The sequence below is a fragment of the Bacillus sp. FSL M7-0003 genome (assembly GCF_038628485.1).
Taxonomy (GTDB): Bacteria; Bacillota; Bacilli; order Bacillales; family Bacillaceae; genus Bacillus; species Bacillus safensis.
The window spans coordinates 405,461-429,423 of record NZ_CP152024.1 but is presented as its reverse complement, the minus strand read 5'-3'; the positions used below and the strand labels follow the sequence as shown (position 1 = coordinate 429,423).

Here is a 23,963-nt window from a genome sequence, read left to right as displayed (position 1 = left end):
GCATGCATGCTCATGTAAGGAGTCACGTTATGAATATGTCAAAACAAAAAGCGTATGCTGCCGCAATCGCATACGCCTCTATCATTGGTTTTTCCTTTTTGTTTGTCAAAATAGCATTAGAATCAGCAAATCCAATCGATTTATTGGCACACCGCTTTACTGTTTCTTTTGCAGCCGCTTTATTGCTGTATCCGTTTCTACGAAAAAAGTATCGCATATCCATTCAATGGCGTGATCTCATTTACATCGTACCGTTTTCCTTGCTTTACCCTGTTTTGTTCTTTGCTTTTCAAGTGTGGGGATTGATGTATACATCTTCTTCAGAAGCTGGCATCATTCAAGCGACGATTCCCATTTTGACGATGCTGCTGGCAGCCTGGTTTTTAAAGGAACGTGCGACATGGATACAAGTGCTGTTTACCTTCCTTTCTGTGTGCGGGGTGATGCTTCTCTTTGTCATGAAAGGAATTGATGTCAAGCATTCTCACTTCATCGGCTATGTGCTGATTTTACTTTCAGCCCTGTCATCCAGTGCATATAGTGTGTTTGCCAGAGTGATTACGAAACGCTTCCATGTGATCGAACTCACCTTTGTGATGACCTTCTTTGGCTTTGTCTTTTTCAATGCCGCCGCGCTTATTCGGCATTCGATCAATGGAACATTGCCTCAGTTTTTTAGTCCATTTACAGAACCATCCTTTGTATGGTCGATGCTCTTTTTAGGTATTCTTTCATCTCTTCTTACCGCATATTTATCAAACTATGCACTCTCACAGCTAGAAGCGGCAAAGGTCAGCATCTTTAACAATTTATCCGCGTTTATCACGGTCGCCGCCGGAGTTCTCATTTTACACGAAACGATTGATTGGTATCATCTCCTCGGAGGGGTGCTGGTCATTGGCGGGGTGATTGGCGGGAATGTGGTGAAGAAACAGCATTCATAAGAAAAAGCGGCATCTTTATAGAGAGCCGCTTTTCTTATGTCCTATTAATTGTTGATAGTCTTGTATAAGCTTCTTTTTTCGTCCAAATTAAATATCATATTTAATAAAATAAGTGATTTCACCTTGTATTTCATAGCTAGTTACTGAAGTAATGTCATTATCAATATAAAAAATAGATTTATGGGCTATTAATTCTCGAGTAATTTTACTACCTTTTCTCATATTCCATCAAACTACTACTAAATCTTTCGTTACAGAGAAATAAAATACAGTATAAAAAACCCATTTATTAAATATCCTTTTTTTGTATAATATGGGCATATAAGCAAGGGAGGAGGTGTTAATTATGGAATTGAGTTTAAAAAATAGATTTTTTGCAATTGTAGGCTTGAGTCTTATTTTCACTCTAACTTTGACAACTATGATTTTATTGACTCTTGAACCAGTTACACCTTTTGCAAATCTAGTAGCAAACTATCCTCAAATACCTGGCTGGGCTATAACTTCTGTTAGTGCAATTCTAAATGCTGCAGGTACAGTGGGTGCTGTTGCTGCTGTCTTAGGTACTTTTGGACTTGGTGCTATTGCTTCTCTGGTCATTAGTTATGCTAGAAAATACGGAGTGAAATACGCTATTTCTTTCTAAAAAAGATTTAATAGAGAAGGTGTAACAGCCTTCTCTATACACCTTTAAAATGGAAGTGTTGTAAATGCATAAATATTTAACATATACAAAAATCTTGTTAATCAATGATTTAAGAAGACATCATCGAAAAAATGCTCTCATTTTTGTATTTTTTGCTTTTTTATACATAATAACACCACTATTACTAGGTATATTAACTCCTTTTTTCGTTAAGGATTTATCAATAATTTATTTATCGCTGTTTATATTTATGTTTACAGTTAATATTGATAAGAGTTTGATGAGAATACTTTTCTCCTCTGATAAAAAACAGATGGCTATTTTAAAAGTTCATCTTGATCAATACATTTTCGGCAAAGATATGAGTAAGTTTTTCAGCACTATTGTGGGTGTATTATTCTTCATATTAGGGTCCTACTTAGCAAACTTAATTATAAATGGGTATGAGGGAGCTTTTACAATAGCAGCTCTCGCCGCCACTTCTTTTATTTTAGGTTACTTACTTAGATTACACGTCTTGTTGCTACTTTCTAATCCAAAGTTTTTCTCAATTTCATCGAGCATTGGTTATATAACTACAGGCCTCATTGCTCTATGGGTATTCACTGTATTTAGATTCAATTTATTAACAAATTCTTTATCTAGTTATTCAATATATTTTATTTTAACCTTCACATTCATTAGTTTATTGTTATTGATGAATTGGAAGAAAAATGTTCGTAATGTACCAATTTTTAATTCCCAAAAAGAATTAAAAGAAAAACGAAAAAGAACATCTAGAGAGTTTAATCATATTTTGTTTTATGAAATTACGCTTCTCATGAGAAATCCCCCTATTCAATGGTCAGTATTATTATTCATATTAACCTTATCTGGGGGGTTATTTGGTCTAATTCTTTATGGTGTTAATACAAATCAGCTTGAAACATTGAATATAGAAAATGATTTTTTGTTTATTTTTAGTGTAATTTTTCCAATGATTATTATATCGAATGCAATACAACCATATGTCTCTTTTGATATTGATGGACCCATTCTTCCTTTAAAACAGAATCTACCTAACTTAGTGAAAAATAAAATTAAAAATAAGATAATTTTATCTATTATATTACACTTGTTTTTTTGTATTTTATATATCATTTTTTCAAGCTTTGTATTAAAACTAGATCAGCCTTTTTACGTGATGATTACTTTAATAAACACTTGCATTCTCGTCGGTATTTGTACTGTCGGTTCTACTGTTGTATTTCCTTATTTTAATTGGGAATTTGTTTATCAAGTTCCAAGTTCTCTTAGTAAATTGACTTTAAATATTTGTTATGGATTTATTCTAGCTTTATCAGTGATTTCCTCATACAGCACAGTATATTTCATTTTAACAAATTCTGTTATGGCTGCTTGTTCATTCATCATTTTATTTTTAATGATTAAATTTTGGGATAGAACAATCAACAAAAACTACAAATCATTTAAAACATTATTTGAGTGAGGGATTGTATGTTATCAATTCAAGGTCTAATTAAAGAGTACAAAGAGTCTAACTTTAAAGTTATGATCCCTGAGATGCATTTCCAAGAGGGTAGAATTATCGGACTATTAGGTAAAAATGGTGCTGGAAAAACGACTATTTTAGAAATGGTAGCTGGATTGATAAATCCTGATGAAGGTCAAATATTAATAAATCATAGTAAGCAAAATTTTTCTTCTGTCGGATATATGGAAGACGATCCAACTCTATTTGAAAACTTAACCTGTTTTGAACTTGTAAAATATCAATCTATGCTTGTAGAACAACCTTTAGAAAATGAACAAATCAAGGATTTATTGAGCAAATATGGATTAGAAGAACAAACTCACCGCCGTTCCTCTGCTCTTTCAAGAGGTATGAGACAAAGAATGTCTTTTATATTAACAATATTACATCATCCAAACATTATTTTATTAGATGAGCCATTTACAGGTCTTGATCCTACTAACATGGCTGACATGAAAAAACATTTAAGAAATTTCAGAGATGCCAACAAAATCATTTTGCTCTCCACACATATCATTCAATTTGCAGCAGACTTATGTGATGAAATCCTTTTTATTGATAATGGTAGTATTATTCACTCAGAAAAAAAATCTTCAGGAGTGACTTTTCATGAGGATCAGCTCGAAAAGAAATTTTTTGAAAAATTATCTTAAAAATTTTTCAGTTTTTATCATATTATTTTTAGGAGGTTTTAGTTTAAGTATTTTTGCTTCAACATTTATAGATAGTATAGATTTTAAAAACAACATTGAGATTCATAGCTATCTAGACATTTTTTTTAATAATCTTTTTGTGTCACTCCTAATATTAATATCTGGAATAGTTAGTTTAGGTTTGTTATCTAGCATGATTATTTTTCTAAATGGTTTTTTCTTAGGTGCATTTTTTATATCGTATACCTATATATATGGATTTGATATAGCATTATACTATATTATTTTCCACGCTCCGATGGAGATTGTCGGTTTGTTCCTTTTTTATTTTGTCTCTTTTGATATATCAAGACAGATTATAGGATATATCATATCTAAAAACAAAATTTCATTTAAAACAAAAGGGAAAATCTATGCTAGTCAGCTTATAACCGGTGTTTTCTTATTATTTATTGCTTCGATGATTGAATTTTATTTTATAAAAATTTGATATTGTTAAAGGGTGCTATTATGAAAAAACACATTTTATTAGTATGTATGCTTTCTGGTATAATAGCTTTCATCCTTTCTATATTAAAAATGGATGAAATAAATAAAAATCTACTAGAGCTACAACTTGAAGGGAATCAAGATGTAATTGAAGTTAGTAAGTGGATAGGTATTTCACTTGCTGTGATTGGAGAAATATTCAAGCCAATGATTGAAGTTTTATTTTTTTCATTAGTCATTTTTTTAAGTTTTATTATTTTTGGAATAAAAGATTCCTATAAAAATATTTTTAAAAAAGGGATATTAGCTTACTATTACATTTTACTAGGCAACTTGATTGTTATTATTTTATACCTATTTAAGGTATCTAATGCTGAACGCACGATTACACTTCCATTTTTATGGAACATCAACATTTTCGTTATAGTCGCATTTAGTGTGTGGTGCTATTCTTACTTAAAAGATCAAGAAAATAGAAGTTATAAATTTTACCTCCCATTCGTTTTATTATTCTTATTTTCATTAGCTATATCAGCGTTTTCAAGTATTATTCCTCAGTAAAAAACGACCCTATTGATGGGTCGTTTTTTCTTAATTCTTGATCAATTGCTGCTTGGCTGTAAGCTCAATCACCTGTCTCATCTGCTCTGCAAATGGCTCGAGGTGTGTGTTGATGTACATGTGGCCTCCATCGAAATTGGTGCGTTCGATGGTTTTTGCCCATTTTAACCAGCCGCTTGCATCCTGCATGCATTTCTCATCTTGCTTTCCATTGAATAAATAAACAGGTGTGTCGATAATCGATTGATCTGTGTGCTGGAAGGTTTCTAGTGCCTTGTAGTCTGCACGCAATGATGGCGTAAAGTAATCCATCATTGGTTTGTTCTCTAGTAATTCCTTTGGAATCCCGCCCATTTCGGCAATATGCTGTACAAATGCTTCGTTGGATAAATGCGTCAGCATCTGCCGTTTTGTTTGCGGAGGCTGAATGGCTGAGATCACCACTGCTGCAGGATAAATTCCTTCCTTTTCTAGCAGCTGGGTTAGTCTATATACCACAAGCCCTCCCATTGAATGTCCAAACAGAATAAATGGGCGGTTCAATTTGTCCGTAAGTCCTTCTTTATACAGCTCTGCCAGCCGGTCAATGCTTGATTCAAGCGGCATGAGATTGGTGCCGTGCCCTGGGGGCTCTGCTGCTGTGACTTCGGCCACGTCTTTTAGCTGTTCAAAGAGCGGACGGTATGAGGCGGAATATCCGCCGGCAAAAGGAAAACAAATAAGCTGAATGAGATCTGATTTTTTTTCAAAGGTTTTCAATAACTGATTCATACGTCTTTACCCCTTTATAATCGTTTGAAGAATCCGTGCCAGTTCATCTGCCTGCGGTCTTTTCATCATGGTGACATGGTCGCCTTTGATGTGGTAATACGAGCACGACTCTTTCGTATAAGCCTCCCAATCTGCGAACTTCTTCTGAAAATCGCTTGCGTGATCACTGCTTTGGACAATATAAAATGGCACAGGGAATGGTTCTTTTTCTAATTCAATGGCTTGTGACATGATCGTATTATGCGTTTGCATTTGCAAATATTTATCTAAATATTGATCATTCATGAATTGATGAACAACTTCATCCTTTTCTGCCTCTTTGAGTATTTTCTGCTTCACTTCTTGGAAGCTCAATCCTTGTAAAGCTTCTGGCTGAATGCCGACCAGGTTCCCCATTCCAAGGACAAGTGCGAGCATTTTTACTTCTTCTTCGTTCATATCGGCATGAAGTGCCTGATCTGCCTCATCTCTTAGCACTGGCACCGTATCTAAAATGATGAGTCCTTTCGGTGCTTTTCCTGCATGGCAGAGCCGCTGATTCATTCCGTAGGCAAGATGCCCGCCCATTGAATGCCCTGCGAGATAGTCAATGCCCGGACGGTAGAACGTCTCAATAGCTTCAATAAAAAGGGTTACAAGCTCCGTGTAATGGAGGAATTGCGGCTCTTCATCCTCATATAGGCCAGGAGACTGCAAGGCGTACACAGCCCCTTGATGTGTCATGAGCTTAGCAACATCAATATAGCCCATCACTGTTCCACCAGCAGGCGGCGCAAAGAATATTCTCGGTTCGGCTGGATCGCCTTTTTTCAGCTCGATCACGTAGTCCTTCGGAGACCTTTCAACGTTCTCAGCGGCTTCTGGCACTGCGTCCAAATGGGCGGCTAATTGCGCAGGCGCCGGGTGCATGAAAATCCATTTTGGATCAACACGAACACCTTTTTCTTTTAATTTGGCCACAGCCTGAATACTCATAATGGAATCGCCGCCCAGATCAAAGAAGGAGTCATGCATACCTACTTGCTTCACACCAAGCACTTCCTTGAAAGCTGCGACAATCCGCTCCTCCGTTTCGGTGACCGGTTTGTCGTCATCATCGGAAAGGGAAATTGTTTCTGTTGGCTCTGGCAGTGCTTTTTGATCAACCTTCCCGTTCGTTGTCACCGGCATTTCATCCAGTACGACAAAGTAACTTGGAATCATATAGCCTGGCAGGCTTTCCTGCAAAAAGGCTTTCCAGCCCGGAACAGGATTTTCTCCATCTGTCACAAGGTAGGCCGCCAGCCGTTTTGAGCTGCCATACGTTTTGGCGATGACTGTACATTCTTTGATTTGCGGATGCTTGAGCAGGGCTGTCTCAATTTCTCCGCATTCAATTCGGTAGCCTCTAATTTTCACTAGATGATCTTTTCGGCCGAGGTATTCAATGGTGCCATCTGATCGCCATGTACCAAGGTCGCCTGAACGATACAGCTTGTCTCCCTTTAGTTCAGGGAAAGGATTGTCAATAAACCGCTCCTTTGTCTGCTCTGGATCATGAAGGTAGCCTTTCGCAAGACCAGTTCCACCGATATAAATTTCTCCTTTGACGCCTGCTGGTACTGGATTGAGCGCATCGTCCAGTATGACGACAGTTGAGTTCGACACCGGCACACCAATTGGAACTGATTTTGCGCCTGCTGGCACGTGTGTGACTTGATGTGTTGTGGCTAATGTCGTATTTTCTGTTGGACCGTAAGCATTGACGAGCACACCTTCCATATGCGGCAGTGCCTTTCGTGCATGCTCACTAGACATGGCTTCCCCGCCAACGAGTAATGTGCGGTAGCCTGCCACACTTTTTGGATCGTGCTCTACCAGTCGATTAAATAAAGCGGTTGGCAGACAGTTGGCTGTCACTTGATACGTTTTGATGAATTGCGTTAATTCTTCCATATTCAGTGCTGCATATTTTGGGAGTAAAATCAGCTGACCGCCATTCAGCAGCATCCCCCATAATTCAAATGTAAAAGCATCAAAAGCATAGTTTGAGAGCTGAAGCATTTTGTCATCTGGACCGAGCTTGATATAGTTTGTTTCTCTAACTAAGCGGACAACTCCTGCATGAGGAAGCATTACGCCTTTTGGTGTACCTGTTGAGCCTGATGTGTAATTGACATAGGCGATCTGGTCTTCACCTATAATCGATGATTCTCTTTGATAACCTGCATTTGTTTCTGGTATTGGCTTGTCCATGATAATCCTTGTGCCTGTAAAGCCTACTAGACGATCTGCAAGATGAGACTGAGTGATGATCACATCGCTTTGCGTATCACGAACAATGAGACGGATGCGTGCATCAGGATATTCAGGTGACATCGGAACATATGCAGCACCAGATTTGATGATTCCTAGTACCGAAACAATCATGTCAAAGGAGCGATCAAATATCATCGGGACAAGGGAGCCTGGTCCAATTCCTTTTGACTGCAAGTAAGCAGCAAGCTTTGTCGCCTTCTTATCCAAGGCTTCATACGTCATATGCTCATCCATATAGGACAAGGCAATACGATGCGGATCACGCTGCACCTGCTCTTCAAACAATTCTTGAAGCGTTCGCTTTGGATATGGCGTATCTGTTTGATTTTTGCCTAGAATCATGGCCGCCTGTTCCGCTTTGTTCATTAAGCAATAATCCGCAAATGTACGCTCAGGCTGTGCCGTCATGCCATCTAGCACATGGAGATAATAGTTCATATAACGATGAATGGTCTCTTGATTAAATAAATCCGTATTGTATTCCACCTGAATCGACAGCTGCTCTTCCTGTTCAAATACATGCAGGGTGAGATCAAATTTAGATACTGTATGATGGACCATCACATGTTCACTTGTCAGCCCTTTAAGGTTTACATCGAGCGAATCGGTGACATACCCCATTGCCGCCTGAAAAATAGGGGACCGGCTTAAATCTCTATCTAACGAAAGGTCATCGACAAGCTTGTCAAATGGATAATGCTGATGCTCAAACGCTTTTAATGTCATTTCTTTCACATTTTCCAAGAGGTCGGCAAACGTCTCAGCTGTTGAGACGTCCTGTCTCAGCGCAAGTGTATTCACAAACATCCCAACGAGCTGCTCTGATTGCTTGGCATCCCGGCCCGCGATAGGCGATCCAATGATGATATCTGTCTGTCCGGACAGCTTGTGAAGCAGGACGTAGTACGCGGACAGCATCGTCATGAACAAGGTCGTGCCCTGCTGCTTGGACAAAGCCTGCAAGCGGCGGATAAGCGGTTCATCCAGTACGATTTGCTCTGTAGAACCGTTAAATGTTTGAACCGGCGGACGAGGACGGTCAAACGGCAGCTCCAGCACTGGAAGTTCACCTTGTAACGTATTGAGCCAATAGGCTTGGTCTTCTTGATGATGCTTTAATTGTTCATTTTCCCAATGTACATAGTCTGTCCATTCGATTTCTAAGGCTGGGAGCTGCGGCGTTTCATCTGCAAGCAGCGCTTCATATGCCACTTCTAATTCCTGAATGAGCAGGCTGAGTGACCATGCATCTGAAATGATGTGGTGCTGCGCGCAAAGGAGATAATACTCCTCCTTGCCCATATCTACTATCGTCCACTGCGCAAGAGGTCCTCTTTCTAAATCATAAACGCGGTCTGCCTCTTGCTGAATGAGCTGCTTGAGTCTTCTCGCTCTTGTTTTTTCATTAAATAACGAGAAATTTGCCACTGTCACAGATGGCGGAAGGTCTTCACGAATAAGTTGAACCGGCTTGCCGCCAAGTGATTTAAATACTGCCCGAAGTGCTTCATGCCGCTTTGTTAAAAGGCCAATCGCTTTTGTTAATGCTTGAACGTGTAATGGTCCTGTCAGCTTCCAAGCACCTAATATATTGTAATGATGGCTCTTTTCTAATGTCGATAAGAACCAAATACGCTTCTGAGCATGTGACAGTTCATAGCTTGTTTGCTTTTCAAGCTTTGGAATTTTAGCTTCCTGAACGGCTGGCGCCCCTTTGATGTCATCAACCATTTGCGCCAGATGTGCCAGATGTTTGCTTTCAAATAATATTTTTAAAGGCGCCTTCATTGAAAATTCATGATTGATCCGGGAAATGGTTTGAGTCGCCTTTAGTGAATGTCCGCCAAGGTCGAAAAATTGATCCTCTTTGTACACGCGATCTACATCTAAAATGTCCTCCCAGATGGCGGCAAGAAGCTGCTCTGTCTTCGTTTCTGGCAATTGCTTTTCAAGGCTTTGTCCGTTTTTGTCATGATTCAATTTGAGTGCTTCATGATCAATAGAGCCATCTTGCTTTTTCGGTATTTCCTGTACTTGCTGAATGTCCCATTTGCCTTTTGAGATGCTCGTGATCTCTTCAACATGCACTTCTTTGCCAGGCTGAACGGTGTAAAAAAGCTTTTTCTCAAAGACCGGTATTGGAGCTGGCTGAAGATACCCGGCGATGTCTGGATTTGCTCCGTCCAGACCGATAAACAGATGCGCTTCATTGAGCCGGACACCTAAACATAATGAATGGAGACCTTGTTTCTTTCCAATCAATTGAAATCCCTTGCGAACGGTGATAGCTGCTCCGGTATGACCCTTAGACAAACCGAGATTATCCCACATACTAAAGTTCAAAGAGATTGCTCGTCTTCCTTCTTGAAAGGTGAGAGCGTGCGCGAGTCCATCTAAAAAGCTGTTGGCCGCAGAGTATGCCCCAAATGTTGTGCCGCCAAAAAAGCCATTGACCGATCCAAAAAAGACAAGCGGTACTGTCGGATCATACTTAAAGGCTTCCTGCAGGACCCATGCTCCGTCTGCTTTCCCTGACATTTCTTTTGTGAAATCCTCTTCTGACGTATGAGCCAGTGTATACTTGTCCACCTGCTGAAAATGCTCAGACACATGACCAGCACCGGCTAAATGCAGCACACCCCGGATTGATTGTCCAAAATGCTTTTCTGCTTCATAAATCGCCTGTTCAACGTCACGTAAATCGGTCACATCCGCTTGGATATAAATGACGTCACCAACATCTTTTAGCTGTGAGAAGGCTTCTTTCTTTTCCAAGCTGTCTTCTAGAGATGTACGTCCGATCAATACGAGCTTTAAACCAAATTGGAGCATTTGCTTAGACAGCTCAAACCCAATTCCGCCAAGTCCTCCAGTCAATAAATAAAGACCTTCATATTCTAAAAACCCTTCTGTTTGAGGTGCTTCGATCATATTGACTTTTTCCAGCTTTGGTACAAACCTGTCCCCATTTCGGTAGGACACCTCTGCTTTTATATGAATCGCAGACAATTCTTCCGCAATATGCTTGGCATCCTGTTCTACATTCTCCGCTTCAATATCAAGATGAGACACCTCTGCACCTTCCCATTCTTGCGGAATGGTTTTTAGCAGACCTACAAGCGGCGTTTTCTCCACATGAAGATCGTCTTCAGGCTTCACAAATTGACCACCTTTTGTCACAACGACAAGACGGATGGGCTCTTTATTTGCTTGTCTCAAGGCTTGATACAAGTACAAAATGGATTGATTGGTGCTGGCATGCAGCTCTTTGAACTGCCCAGGATCAACGATGTCTTCTTTGTCTGACACATTCCAAAGATGGAGAATACGCCCGATCTTTAGTTCATCTGCTTCAAGTGCGGCAATGAGCCTGACGTAATCCCCCTTGATTCTCGGATTTATCTGGTACATCCCTTTGGACAGACGCAAAAATTCATGCCCTTTTCTCACAGAAATATATGGCTGTTTCTTTTGCAATTGGGCGTAAAGCGATTGATACAGCCCTTTTTCATCCTCGAAAACGAGTGCATGATCAGTAAAAGGCTGAGTTGGACCGATATGCTCCTTAGCCCAAATGCGTTTGAAAAACCAATCTGGGAGTGTTTGTTCATTTTCAGAAGCAAGATCCAGTGCCTGTTCAATGTCACGGAAGGCTCCTTCTTTTAGTGCTGCGCCTAACTGGGCACGCTGAATTTTCCCACTCTCCGTTTTTGGAAATTGGTCTTTTTTCACTGGAATGATGTGATCAGGCTCTATGCCGATTTTTCGAATGATAGCCTCTCTAATCTGTTGAATCATCGCGATTTGTTCCTCTATTGAATCCCTTTGTGAGACAAAAAAGACGGCAAGCGTGTCATTGCTTGATTCGGAATTATAAATGCCATACGCAGCGGCAAAAGTGACTTCGACCCCGTCCACCTCTTCTACAACCGCTTCAATTTCGTAATTCAAATAGTTAGCGCCGTTGATAACAATGATGTCTTTTTCTCGACCTGTCAGAACGAGACGCCCTTCATGAATAAAACCTAAATCCCCTGTGTGAAACCAGCCGTTTTCCGCAAAAACTTCTTGATTGGCTTCTTCATTTTGATAGTAGCCCATCATAATTGTTGGACTCTTCACCTGCAAGCGCCCAACCTGATCTTCTGGCAGCACCTCGTGATGCTCATCTACAATTCGAATCCATACAGACGGAATCGGCGTGCCGACTTCTGTAAACGTCATCTTGTTCGGATGATCGTGCGTCACATATTCGATCTCACTTGTTAACGAGGTCTGATCAATCGTCAGCTGTCCATCCTGTTCACTGTTCCGCATAAATTTCTTTGACTGAACAATGGCAGAGGATGTTTCTGACATGCCGTAAGCAGGTACCATCGCATGACGGCTTAATCCGTGCTGCCCCATAATGTGCATGAAGCGCTGCGTGACTTTCGGAACAATTGCTTCGGCTGCATTCATGATATAAGTCAGAGTGGACAGGTCCCAGTTTCCCTTACGAATGTCGTCTTCATATTCATTCATCATGGAAAAGGCAAAGTTTGGTGCCCATGTCCTTGTGACACCGTATGTTTCTACCCAATCCAGCCACACCATCGGCCGCTCGATAAATTGATCGATGGATGGACTTATCTGCTGGCAGCCAAGGTAGACGTCATGTACATGAAACATGACAATTCCACCAACATGATCAAGCGGCATCCAGTTAAGTGACACATCCTCATGTGTAAAGCCGTTTACCTGCTCAAAGGCCATAATTCTAGATAAAATGCTTTGATGATGATGACGGATACACTTTGGTACACCCGTACTTCCTGAAGACAGCAGCTGCAGCACAGGCTCATTCGGCTCCGGCTCATAATGCTGTTCATCTGGTTCATACGCCAGCAATGCTTCAATTGTTAAGATAGGCACGACCTTTGCTTCAAATGTCTCACGCAGCCCAGCAATGTCCTCAGCACTTGCTTCATTCGTAATAATGAAAGGTTCATTTTGCAGCTGAAACACGCCCTTCAGCTTATTCACACCTTGATTCACTTCATCATAAACAGGCGGCACAGAGACTGGGGTCGGAATGATTCCTCCGAGAATACAGCCCCAGAACACCGTGATAAAATCTTGATGGTCTTTCAATTGAAGTAATACTTGATCGCCGTTTGTCAGTCCTGCTGCCCTTAAACCGGACAGAACCCGTTCAGCGCTTGTTAGTAATTCAGGATAGGTTTGGGTCAACGTATGCCCGCCTTCTTTTATATAAGTCACCCCGCGGTCTGGTGACATAAAGGCTGATCGAATCAGCACCTCTGTCAGTGTGACAGGTGTGCCTGGTTTTTTGATCACATCTCCGCCATACACAAGTGCGGGCGGCTTCTCATGTAGAGATGATGGTTTTGCTTCGCTCGCTTCACTTTTCGAAAGCGGTCCGTTCCCTTGAGCACGCTGTCGATCAGGAAACAGGTCATCTAGATGATAGGGCATGCGTTTTTCTGACTGACTTTCAATGAAAGCGGCCGCTTCCTCTACTCCATCTATAGCTTTGGTGCGCTGTTCTATCTTTCTTAATTCCTCTTGATCTATGATTTCAATTGAAAGCAGTGCCTCTGTGTCGACTGCTCCACTTTCTGTCTTTGGCAAAGAAGGTAATAAGACGAGAGCGGCTGGCACTTCATGAGGATGAAGCGGACCTTTCATCAGATCCTCTCTTGTCAGCGAAGCGTCCTTCGCCTGTGCAAATAGCACAAGCGATAGACTGCCTTCTTGATTTTTCTTCGGAATGATTGCACATTCCTTTAGTGGAAAATGAAGCATCATGACTTGCTCTAATGCTTTGAGATCCATCCGTTTTCCGTTGATTCTGACGATATGATTTGCTGCATGTCCTTTTCGTCTACTCACTAGCATCGTTCTTCTCCTCCTACATCCAATCCAAAATCTGAATCTTGTTTTCTTCAGTCCAAACGCCGACATCCCCTGTCGGATAGAGGTATTCGCCAGTTTGATGTTTGAATGGATGCGGAATTTTATGCGTCTCCATCCAATCGGCAAGCTCCCCGCAAATTGCTTTGATATCCTTTGCACCGATAAAAATATCTCCAGAAAATCCTACCGGCATGAGCTGATGCTCTTCGCTCAGGACATATATTTCCGTCTCACAGGAAGGATCATGCACACCTGAATAGACCTCTTCTTGATCTGGGTACAGCACGCTGACTTGTGCGTTTTTCGCCCAATCGGTGATCATCCGCTCTTTTTCTTCATTCGTCACGATCGTGAAGGAAGAGAGGGGTGTCTCCATTTGTTCTGTCATCGCTTCAAGTGTATGGATCAGCTGCTGCATCAGCGATTGTATTTGCTTTTCTGTATATTGATTGAAGCGATATGTGACCCGAAGCTCCAGCGTATCTCCCGGAACTGCCACAAGGGTCAGGTCATAGTTCGTTTCTTCATGACTCGCAATGTCTAAAATGCGTACCCCGTATGGCTCGATAGATTCAATCGGATAGTTTTCAAACACGACAATGCTGTTAAACAATGAATCTCCATTCGGGATGTGGGTCAGCTGCTGAATATCTGGCAGTACGGTATATTCGAATTCCCGCATCTGAAAAACTGTGTCCTGCGTATGTGCCAGCAGCTTGGAAATGGTCCACTCTGGCGTAATCGGCAAACGGAGCGGCAATGTGTTTATAAAGAGCCCTGTCATGCTTTCAACCTGTGGTAAATTCGCCGGCCGTCCTGATACTGTCACTCCGAACACAACATCCTCTGATCCTGAATGAAGATGCAAAAGCAGCCCCCATGCTGTTTGAATCAATGTGCTCATTGTCACCTTCTGCGCGCCTGTCATCTTTTCGAGTTTCTCCTGCATCTCGGGTGTTAGTTTGATACTTAGCTGATCAACACCTGCATCTTCATCCGAAGCATGCCCGCCGTCTCCTGGAAGTGGTGTAGCCTCTTCTACTCCTGACATATAACCTTTCCAGAACTCTAGCGCCTTCTCTTGATCCTGCTTTTGCAGCCACTCGATAAAATCTTTATATGGACGTACAGCAGGAAGATCCACCTCCCGTTCATCCACAAGAGAGCGGTATAAAGAAAAGGATTCTTCAATAAAGCTGAACAAGCTCCAGCCATCGATTAAAATATGATGAAAGCTAAAAATAAACGTGCATGTGTTTTCATCACGATGGAATAAAGCAATACGAATCAGCGGTTCATCCGTATCTTCTAGTTTGAAATCCTTTAAACGATCTGTTTGCAAATATTGCTGGATGGCTTCCTTCTGATCCGTTTCACTCAGGTGGCGCACATCGTGCTGAGTGAGATGAATGCTTCCTTCTGATTGAATCAACTGAACAGGCTCCTTTAGCCCTTCCCAAGCAAATGTTGTCCGTAAAATCGAATGACGCTCTACAAGCAGATTCCAGGCCTTTTCATAGGCTGCGCCGTCCGTTAAGCCTACGAGCGTCATATGCACTTGACCAAAATACGCCTGTGACGCTTGATCTAATAGAGCATGAAACAGCATCCCTTGCTGCATCGGAGATAGTGGATACACATCCACTACATTCTCTGGAAGCTCATCGATTTGCTCTTGCGTCAGCTGAACCATTGGAAAATCAGATGGCGTAAAGCCGCCTTTTGTCTCTACACAATGCGTCAGAATATCCTCCATTTTTTCTTTGAACCGTTCAGGTAACAGGCGCACCTCTTCATACTGAAGCAGTTCACGATGGATCATAAAATTCATTTGAAGCTGACCGTTCACAACATATCCGTATACATCGATCAAATGCTGTCTTTCTGCCTTTGGATCATGTACATGTCCATTTCGTTCGTCTGCTAAATAAAGAGATGCTTCACCGTCTATTTGATCTAACTGTCCTAGATAATTAAAGCTCATCTGCGGCGCTGCTTTTTTGAGTAAACGAGATGCTGTCATGTATTGAAGCAAGCCATAGCCGATTCCTTTTTGCGGCACAGCTCTTAAGGTTTCTTTGACATCTTTGATTTGTCTCTCAACATCGGTTTGAATAAAAGGAATAAAAATAGGATAAGAGCTTGTAAACCATCCGACTGTTCGTGACAAATCCATCTGTTCAAATAAATCCTCGCGTCCGTGCCCTTCTAACGTGATGAGCAGCGGCTTTCCAACGGCTTGTGTGAGTCCTGATAAGAGTAAATCGTTTACCTCTGTTCGGTACGCTTGTGATGCCTGTTTTAATAAAATATCTGTTTGATCCTTCGTCAATTGAATAGACAGGATCTCTGCATGTTCTTCTATATTGAAAAGCGCAGGTGTTTGAAAAGGAGAACCCTCTTCCTCTTGACTGATGATATTTTGCCAAAAAGGAACCTGCTCTTGTAATTGATCGGTTTGTGCATATTCATAAAGAGCATCTGCCCACTGCTGATAGGACGCAGTTTTCTTTGCAAGCGCGATTTCCTGCCCTGCCGCAAGCTGCTTCAGTCCATTTAATATGTCTTCCTGTATGATGCGCCATGAGATTCCATCCATTACAAGATGATGGGCAGCGATAAAGAGTTCAGACGTACCATCACTTGTGTGAAAAAGAATGGCTTTGATCACTTCTCCCCGTTCTAATGACAACGTTCCTTGACAAGCGGCGGTCTCCATGCGGATTTGTTCCAGCGCTTCCTCCTGAGAAACACCCGTCAGATCAAAGAAGGTGACACAAGGGGTGATGCCAGGCGCACGAATGGTTTGAATCCATGATCCATCTGCTGTTTTTGTATACATCGCTCTCAGCATATCGTGATGATCGACAATTTTTGAGAGAACCTGTGTCAGCTGCTTTAGCTGTATGGATTGCTTGAATTCCATATGCGCTGATAAATTCCAATAATCTTGGTTTGTCATTGATTGCTCAAAGAACCATGATTGGATTGGAAGCAGACGAACAGCTCCTGTGACAGGCGACTGATCATAGAACGCAGCAGCATCTGACCTTTTCATAGCAAGTGCCAGCTGTGAAATCGTCTGTTTTTCAAATACATCCCTTGGCTGAATGACATAGCCTTCCTGTGCTAAGCGCGCCACCATTTGTATGACAATAATCGAATCTCCGCCAAGCTCAAAGTAGTTATCATGTACGCCAATCGAAGGCGTACCGAGCAGCTGAGTCCATACTTTTTCCAGTACACGCTCTTCCTCACTGAGTGCCCTGTCAGCCGGTTTGTCCACTTCTTCCTGTCTCCACTCTGGCGGCGGAAGACGTTTTTGGTCTACCTTGCCATTTGCCGTGAGCGGGAGTTCCTCCAGCTCTATTAATAGGCTTGGCACCATATAATCTGGCAGTATTTCTTTTAATTGATGGCGAATGTCTTGCGTGGTCATGCTGCCCTTTTGGACAAAATAACCGATCAATCGCTTATGACCACTCTCATGCTGATGCGGAATGACCGCACATTCTATGATGTCTTCAAAGCGCAGCATAGCAGCTTCAATTTCTCCGCATTCGACGCGGTGTCCGCGAATTTTCACTTGATGATCGATTCTTCCAAGGCAGTCGATGATGCCGTTTGGCAGCCAGCGGCCCATATCGCCTGTTTTATATAAACGCGCTCCTTCTTGGAAAGGATGCGGGATAAATGATTGCGATGTTTTTTCTTCATCTCCAAGGTATCCGAGTGCAAGCCCTGTACCTCCTACGTAAATCTCTCCAATAACACCTTGCGGAACCGGCTGCAGCTGGTCGTCTAGTACATAGGCCTGAGAATACGCAATTGGCTGACCGATAGGAATTGTTGCCTGCCCCTCATCCATTGCCCGAATGTGATGCACACAGGAGAACGTCGTATTCTCAGTTGGTCCATAGCCGTTTAAAAGACCTTCAGGTAAATACGGCAGCGCTTTACGGATGTGAGCAGCTGACAAAGCATCACCGCCGACCAATAAGGCATCGAATCCACATAAAGCTTCTGGATGTTCCTCTGTTAATCGGTTAAACAGCGGCACCGTCAGAAATCCTGTTGTGATCTTGTAAGATGTCAGCGTGTCAGCCAGTGTATCCATTGATAAGATCGTATTTCGATCGGTCAGTATCAGCCTTCCCCCGTTGAGCAGGGCTCCCCATATTTCATACGTAAAGGCATCAAAGGAAAAGCTCGCGATTTGTAAAATACGCGTTTGTTCATTAAGGGTGACATAATCTGTTTTGCATACAAGCCGGATGACCGCTTGATGTGGAATTAAAACCCCTTTTGGCTGACCGGTTGATCCTGATGTGTAATTGATATAAGCGAGTCCATCAGGTTTTAAAGCAGCAGACTTGAGTTCTGCCTCTGATAAAAACTCTTCATACCCCTGATCAAGACAAATGAGCTCGGTTTGACTGATCGTGACTTGTTTCAGCCATTCATTTTTTGTCAGTAACAGCTGAATACCTGTATCCCTCAGCATATAATCAATGCGTGCATCTGGATATTCAGGATCAATTGGGACGTAGGCCCCGCCTGCTTTCACAATCGCCAGCACCCCAAAAATCATTTCAGGCGACCTGTCGATCAGAAGCCCTACTGGTTCATGCGGCTTCACTCCTCGCTGCTGCAGATAAGCGGCAAGCCGATCGACTTTCTCTTTTAACTCCTGATACGTCCACTTATTTTCCCCAGATTCGAGGGCGATCGCATGAGGTGTCTTTTTCACCTGTGCTTCAAACCGTTCTGTGATGAGAAGCGGGCCTGCTGGTTGATCTGTTGTGCCGCTCCATTCATAGAGCAGCTGATTCCTCTCTTTCTCTGGCAGGTAATTCATTTGTCTGATCGGCTGTGCTGGATTTTCACAAATACATGCAAGCAGCTGCTCGTAGTAACGAAGGAACCGTTCCATCGTGTCGTCAGAAAATAAGTCTGCATCATACTCCAGTTTTAATTGAAGACCTTCCGCCCCTTCAAAAACAAACAGAGATAGATCAAATTTAGCCGTATCGTTATCCTCAATGGCTAAAACGGATGTCGCCTCACCCATTGGAGAAGCTTCAAGGGGCAGGTTTTGCAGAACGAACATGACCTGAAACAGCGGCTGCTTGCCAGCCTCACGTACAATATTCAGCTCATCTACGACCATCTCAAACGGCACATCCTGATGCGCATAGGCGCCCATTGTTGTTTCCTTTACTCGCTCTAATAGCTCTGTGAAAGCCGGATTCCCGCTATGATCAATCCGAAGTGCCAGTGTATTCACGAAAAATCCGATAAGCTGCTCCATCTCCGTCCGATTTCTCCCGGCAATGACGGATCCAATAACAAACTCATCCTGTGAAGACAATCGATGCAGCAAGGTAGAGAAAGCCGAAAGTAATGTCATATAAAGGGTGCTGTCTGTTTTCTGAGAAAGAGCAGCCAGCTGGTCAGACAGCGGCTTCGATAAGCGGTATTTTTTCGTCTTTCCTCTGTAAGATTGAACGGCCGGCCGCGTATAATCATACGGCAGCAGCAACTCTTCCACAGGTACCGCAAATTGCTCCTTCCAATAAGAAAGCTGCTTATGCAGTGTTTCCCCAGTCAAATACTCCTTCTGCCAAAGTGCGTAATCCGCATATTGAATCGGCAGCGGTGAGAGATCAGGCTCCCTCCCTTCGATGATCGCTGTATACCATTCGGACAGCTCCCTTGCGGCAATGCCAATCGACCAGCCATCTGACACGATGTGGTGAATGGACATCAGCAGCAAATGATCTGTTTCTGACAGTCGAATCAGTTTCACGCGAAAAAGTGCATCATGCTCTAAGCGGAAAGGCGTGCCCGCTTCTTTTTTCGCCCACTCAGCCGCTTTTTGTTCTTTTTCTTCCTGTGATGCCAAATCTGATACATCGACCACCTCAAGCGCTGGAAGAGTCATATGCTCATGTATGATCTGTACCGGTTCATCGCCGTTCATCGCAAAGGATGTTCTGAGCGATTCATGCCTTTGCACCATTTGCTGCAGGCTGCGCTGAAGCACCTTTACATCTAAAGGTCCATTCATCCGAAAGGAAATCGTATTATTGTATAATGGCAGATCAGGCTGTAATTGATAGAGAAACCACTGTCTTTGCTGGGCATAGGACATCGGAAGCTCCTGACCCTTTTCTATTTTCCGTATCGGAATCGCTTCATCGGCTTTGGCATGTGAATCAATCCACTCCGCTAACTCTCCAAGTCTCGTATGCTCAAAAAGAACAGCGAGCGGCACGTCAAATCCCGTTTTCTGTCTAACAGCAGACAGCATTTGCGTTGCCTTGAGCGAATGACCTCCGAGTAGAAAGAAATGATCACCACAGCTGATGTTTGAAACATCAAGCAGTTCGGACCAAATGTGTGCCAAAAGTTTCTCCGTCTCGGTTTGAGGTGCTCTGTCCTCTGAAGCATGTCCGCTTTCCTCTATTAATTCATTGAAATGCACTTCGTCCGGCATCCCATCCTCTGTTTCTTTCCAGTATTCTTCAGGATATAGATGGACGGAATATTCATCAGAAAGACGAGACTGTAAACACGTATAAATGGATTGATACAGCCTTTCTTCAACAGCCTTTGTTTGATCGGTCTTGAAAAAGACATATACGGCCTGCTCTGTTTGTATCTCCCCTTGTATCATTTCTTGAATTTCCTGATTCGATCGATCCAGCCCGATATAAATGAGAGGAGCATCTGTCATCAAACATGCCATCATTGTTTGAATGCCCGCCCGTTTTGGAATCGAGAGATAGCCCCTTTCTTTTAGCATGCCTTTGATCATTGAGCCTTCACTCATTCCGGTCTCATCCCACATACTAAAGCTAAAGCAATACGGCTTTACTGTAGAGGTCAGCCTCTGATAATGAGCAAATTGTTCAACGAACTCATTGGCCGCACAATAAGCGCCAACGGTCATCCCGCCCTTTAACGTTCGAGCTGACGAGCTAGAAAGGAATAATACATTCTCCCGTTTAGAGGCTGCTTCATGAAGCGCAATCGTGCCATATACCTTCGCTTCGTACATCGCATCTAATGACACAGACGTCATTTCACGAAGCAGCTCTTCTTGAATGATGCCAGCGAAATGAATAACGCCATGCAGCCTTTTACCTAATGCCGTCTCCTCTCTTGAGATCAGGTCTTCAATGGCTTGTGCGTCAGTAATGTCTACTTTTTCATAAAGAACTGTACCGCCGTGCTTTTCCACTAGTTTCTCAAGTGAAATCAATACGTCTTGCTGCTCCTCAGATAAAGCCTCTCGCGCTTTTCTTCCAACCAGTACTAGATGCGCTTGATAGGATGTCAGCAGGTACTCACTAAGCAAACTCCCAATGCCGCCAAGCCCGCCTGTCATCACGTAAAGCCCGGATGATTCAAATGGCGGTTTCTTCATCCTTTGTTCTTTTTCCAGATGAAGCGGTGTTAAAAGAGGAGTATAACGAACACCTTCACGATAAGCGGCGATATGATGGCTTGTGTCATGTGTGAGCTCTGTCATGATCGATGATGCATGAGAACGGCCAGCGTCCGGTTCTGCCAGAGAAAAATCAAGACACCGCACCTTGATAAACGGCCATTCATGCTGAACAGCTGTCATCAATCCTGCTGTCGTTGCTTTCTCCACATCATGTGTTTGATCTTCCGGCAAATTCATCGCATTGGCAGAGACAAAGGTGATCTCTACCGGCTCATCATAGGCAGCGACCGCTTTAGTTACATATAGTGCACTCATACTGCCTGTTTTCTGCGCTTCTTTCGCCAACGCTGCATGAAGTGTGTCTTCTTGAGTTGTGTAGTTCCAAAGGTGAATGATTTGTTTCACCGAAACGCCATACGAACGGAGCGTCTCAAAGAGTTGTTCGTAGTCAGACGGCCGATTCGGGTGGATGATGAAGTGTGTTTGTGTAAGTTGTGTGAATGCTTGACCCGGTTCAACCGTAATATATGTTTGTTCATTGCTTGAAAGGGATCTCAATTGATCTGCCAGCCCTAATGTGTCTGCAAAGATCACCATATTCCCTTCTGTTTGTTTTTCCGCTTCATGAAGCGGAGCAGGTGTCCACTTCTTTTGTAAACTCCAATCAGGCAAGGTGTGTTCATTTTCAAGTCTGATGTCCAGCTCCTTGATGATTTCATCGAATTCGCCTTCCTGCCATCGCTTCTTGAGCTGTGCCCTTTCTATTTTTCCAGAGCTTGTTTTCGGAAAGGCGTGCTTCTGGACAGGGATCACACGCGATGCAGACAACCCCATTTTTGTTGCAATATGGGATTTGATATTCTGACTTGCCCTCATGATATAAGAAGGTTCATACAGCTTCGGTGTAAAAAAGAGAATCAGCTCGTCGGATGCAGATGCTTCCATCCGGGCGGAACAAGCGGCTACAAAGCTCGTTTCGACGCCAGGTACTTCCTCTGCAACGACTTCTATTTCATAGTTGTGATAATTTTTCCCGTTGATGATGATCATGTCTTTTTCTCTTCCGGTTAATGTCAGCCTTCCATCGTGCAGAAAACCTAAATCCCCCGTGTGAAACCAGCCGTCTGTTTGAAAGACTTCTTGATTCGCTTCGTCATTCTTGTAATAGCCCTTCATTGTCGTCGGCCCTTTAATTTGCACACTGCCAATATGATCTTCGGGAAGAAGCTCATTCTGATGATTAACGATACGAATCGTGATACCAGGAATTGGCCTTCCCAGCTCTGTAAAGCTGACAGTTCCTGTCTCACGTGCCTCCGCTGGTCTTAGCTGCTCTGTGAGTGATGTTTCCTCAAAGGTTAGAACCCCGCTGCTTTCATCTCCCCGTTCTATCGCAAAAGAGAAGACAACGGCTGAAGAGATTTCAGACATGCCAAATGCCGGTCTCATGACGTCTCCCTTTAAGCCGTGCGGAGCAAGCAAGTGTAAAAATCGGTGAATCGTCTTCGGTACGACCGCTTCAGCCCCATTGATCATACAAGTCATAGCAGAAAGATCCCAAGATCCTGATGAAATGTCTTTCTCATAATCATTGATCATCGCAAATGCGAAGTTAGGCGCCCATGTCTTCGTTGCACGGTAGCGGTCCATCCAGTCAAGCCAGCGCAGCGGCTGAGCGATAAAATCATCTGTTCTTGCCCGAACCTGCTCACAGCCCGTGTACACATTGACAAGGTGAAACATCACAATACCGCCAATATGATCTAAAGGCATCCAGTCTAACGACACATCCTCTTGTGTAAACCCATTGGCTGCCACTGTTCCTTTGACATTCGCCAGCACGCTTCGATGAGAATGCTCTACGCATTTGGGCATCCCTGTACTTCCAGACGTTAAGATAAAAAAGACTGAATCATCCGGTGACGCGGGATAAGCTTCTATATCTCTTTCTAAAGAAAGCATCGGCTCAACGGCTGCGACACGTAACTTGTCTGTATGCCACAATAAAGCTAAGCCTTGCACCTCATCAACCAGCGAGTCATCTGTTAAAATGAGCGGATGCTCCAGCAGCTTCCACGCATGATGAAGCTTCTTCACAGAGGCATTCATTTCCCGATAGGTCGGTGCAGCCGACACTAATGTTGGAACAAATCCCCCTAACACACACGCCCAAAAGGCTGTTACCATCGCATGATTGGATGAAAACTGAAAGAACACAGGATCACCCGGTTCAAGTCCGAGCGCCCTCAAACCTGTCAAAACCCGCTCAGCATCCTCCTTTAACTGCGCGTAGGATTGTGTGAGTTCATTTTCACTATTGACGATATAAGTCAGCCCATTTGTCGTTTTTGCCGCCTCCGTTAAGGCGTCCTGCAAGGTTTGGGCTCCTGCCTTAACATCTAGATCCCCTCCATAGGAAAGGGCGGGCGGCATGTCCGCTAAAGCAAGGGAAGCCGTTTGCGTCTGTATCGATTCAGCTGCGGCCTCCTGCTCCATGTGATTGTCGAGAAATAAATGAGAGAGGTGATATGGCCGCGGTCGAATGGTTTTTTCACGAGAAAAAACAGCGAAGCGTTCGATTTCGTTGGTTTGTAAAATGGTTCTCTGTACATCTTGTAAAATCGTATCCATTGATTCATGTACATTTGATTGGTTCATAATTGATGGTTTCATATGAGTTCCTTTCCTTTTT

At 42.9% G+C, this 23,963-nt stretch carries 9 protein-coding genes; 6 read left to right on the top strand and 3 right to left on the bottom strand.

What is annotated here, in order from left to right; all coding sequences use genetic code 11:
* Positions 1-29 precede the first annotated feature (29 nt).
* The 6 genes from MHI23_RS02055 to MHI23_RS02030 all read left to right on the top strand — a co-directional run bounded on the left by MHI23_RS02055 (position 30) and on the right by MHI23_RS02030 (position 4,827).
* Positions 30-944, top strand: coding sequence for a DMT family transporter (locus MHI23_RS02055; protein ID WP_286098907.1), 915 nt, complete (start codon positions 30-32; stop codon positions 942-944).
* A 346-nt stretch (positions 945-1,290) separates the two neighbouring features.
* Positions 1,291-1,590: a hypothetical protein gene (locus MHI23_RS02050; protein WP_024427284.1), complete on the top strand. Its 300-nt coding sequence runs from the start codon at positions 1,291-1,293 to the stop codon at positions 1,588-1,590.
* Positions 1,591-1,654: 64 nt separating this feature from the next.
* Positions 1,655-3,079 carry a hypothetical protein gene (locus tag MHI23_RS02045; RefSeq protein ID WP_087975287.1) on the top strand — a complete coding sequence of 475 codons (1,425 nt, stop codon included), beginning with the start codon at positions 1,655-1,657 and terminating at the stop codon, positions 3,077-3,079.
* Between the two features lie 8 nt (positions 3,080-3,087).
* Positions 3,088-3,777, top strand: a complete 690-nt coding sequence (locus tag MHI23_RS02040; protein ID WP_041116637.1) for an ABC transporter ATP-binding protein — start codon at positions 3,088-3,090, stop codon at positions 3,775-3,777.
* Positions 3,734-4,267 (top strand): stage II sporulation protein M, encoded by a 534-nt coding sequence (locus MHI23_RS02035; protein ID WP_034622973.1) that lies wholly within the window; start codon positions 3,734-3,736, stop codon positions 4,265-4,267. Before MHI23_RS02040 ends, MHI23_RS02035 begins: the two co-directional genes overlap by 44 nt.
* A 20-nt stretch (positions 4,268-4,287) precedes the next feature.
* The gene (locus tag MHI23_RS02030) at positions 4,288-4,827 is read left to right on the top strand and encodes a hypothetical protein (RefSeq protein WP_025092825.1); all 540 of its coding nucleotides are present in this window, start codon (positions 4,288-4,290) and stop codon (positions 4,825-4,827) included.
* Between the two features lie 30 nt (positions 4,828-4,857).
* Here MHI23_RS02030 and MHI23_RS02025 read toward each other — a convergent pair whose 3' ends face one another.
* Genes MHI23_RS02025 through MHI23_RS02015 form a run of 3 tightly spaced genes read right to left on the bottom strand, consistent with a single transcriptional unit; the run spans position 4,858 to position 23,944 of the window.
* Positions 4,858-5,598, bottom strand: a complete 741-nt coding sequence (locus tag MHI23_RS02025; RefSeq protein WP_208946028.1) for an alpha/beta fold hydrolase — start codon at positions 5,596-5,598, stop codon at positions 4,858-4,860.
* Positions 5,599-5,604: 6 nt separating this feature from the next.
* A complete protein-coding gene (locus MHI23_RS02020) occupies positions 5,605-13,797 on the bottom strand; it encodes an amino acid adenylation domain-containing protein (RefSeq protein WP_342492234.1) in 8,193 nt (2,730 codons plus the stop codon).
* A gap of 13 nt (positions 13,798-13,810) precedes the next feature.
* Positions 13,811-23,944: an amino acid adenylation domain-containing protein gene (locus MHI23_RS02015; protein ID WP_342492233.1), complete on the bottom strand. Its 10,134-nt coding sequence runs from the start codon at positions 23,942-23,944 to the stop codon at positions 13,811-13,813.
* Between the last annotated feature and the right edge of the window lie 19 nt (positions 23,945-23,963).

Excerpts from the sequence above, each read along its gene's own strand:
- MHI23_RS02050 (WP_024427284.1), top strand. The coding sequence starts at position 1,291 with ATGGAATTGAGTTTAAAAAATAGATTTTTTGCAATTGTAGGCTTGAGT.
- MHI23_RS02020 (WP_342492234.1), bottom strand. The coding sequence starts at position 13,797 with ATGCTAGTGAGTAGACGAAAAGGACATGCAGCAAATCATATCGTCAGA.
- MHI23_RS02015 (WP_342492233.1), bottom strand. The coding sequence starts at position 23,944 with ATGAAACCATCAATTATGAACCAATCAAATGTACATGAATCAATGGAT.
- MHI23_RS02025 (WP_208946028.1), bottom strand. The coding sequence starts at position 5,598 with ATGAATCAGTTATTGAAAACCTTTGAAAAAAAATCAGATCTCATTCAG.
- MHI23_RS02055 (WP_286098907.1), top strand. The coding sequence starts at position 30 with ATGAATATGTCAAAACAAAAAGCGTATGCTGCCGCAATCGCATACGCC.
- MHI23_RS02040 (WP_041116637.1), top strand. The coding sequence starts at position 3,088 with ATGTTATCAATTCAAGGTCTAATTAAAGAGTACAAAGAGTCTAACTTT.
- MHI23_RS02030 (WP_025092825.1), top strand. The coding sequence starts at position 4,288 with ATGAAAAAACACATTTTATTAGTATGTATGCTTTCTGGTATAATAGCT.
- MHI23_RS02035 (WP_034622973.1), top strand. The coding sequence starts at position 3,734 with ATGAGGATCAGCTCGAAAAGAAATTTTTTGAAAAATTATCTTAAAAAT.
- MHI23_RS02045 (WP_087975287.1), top strand. The coding sequence starts at position 1,655 with ATGCATAAATATTTAACATATACAAAAATCTTGTTAATCAATGATTTA.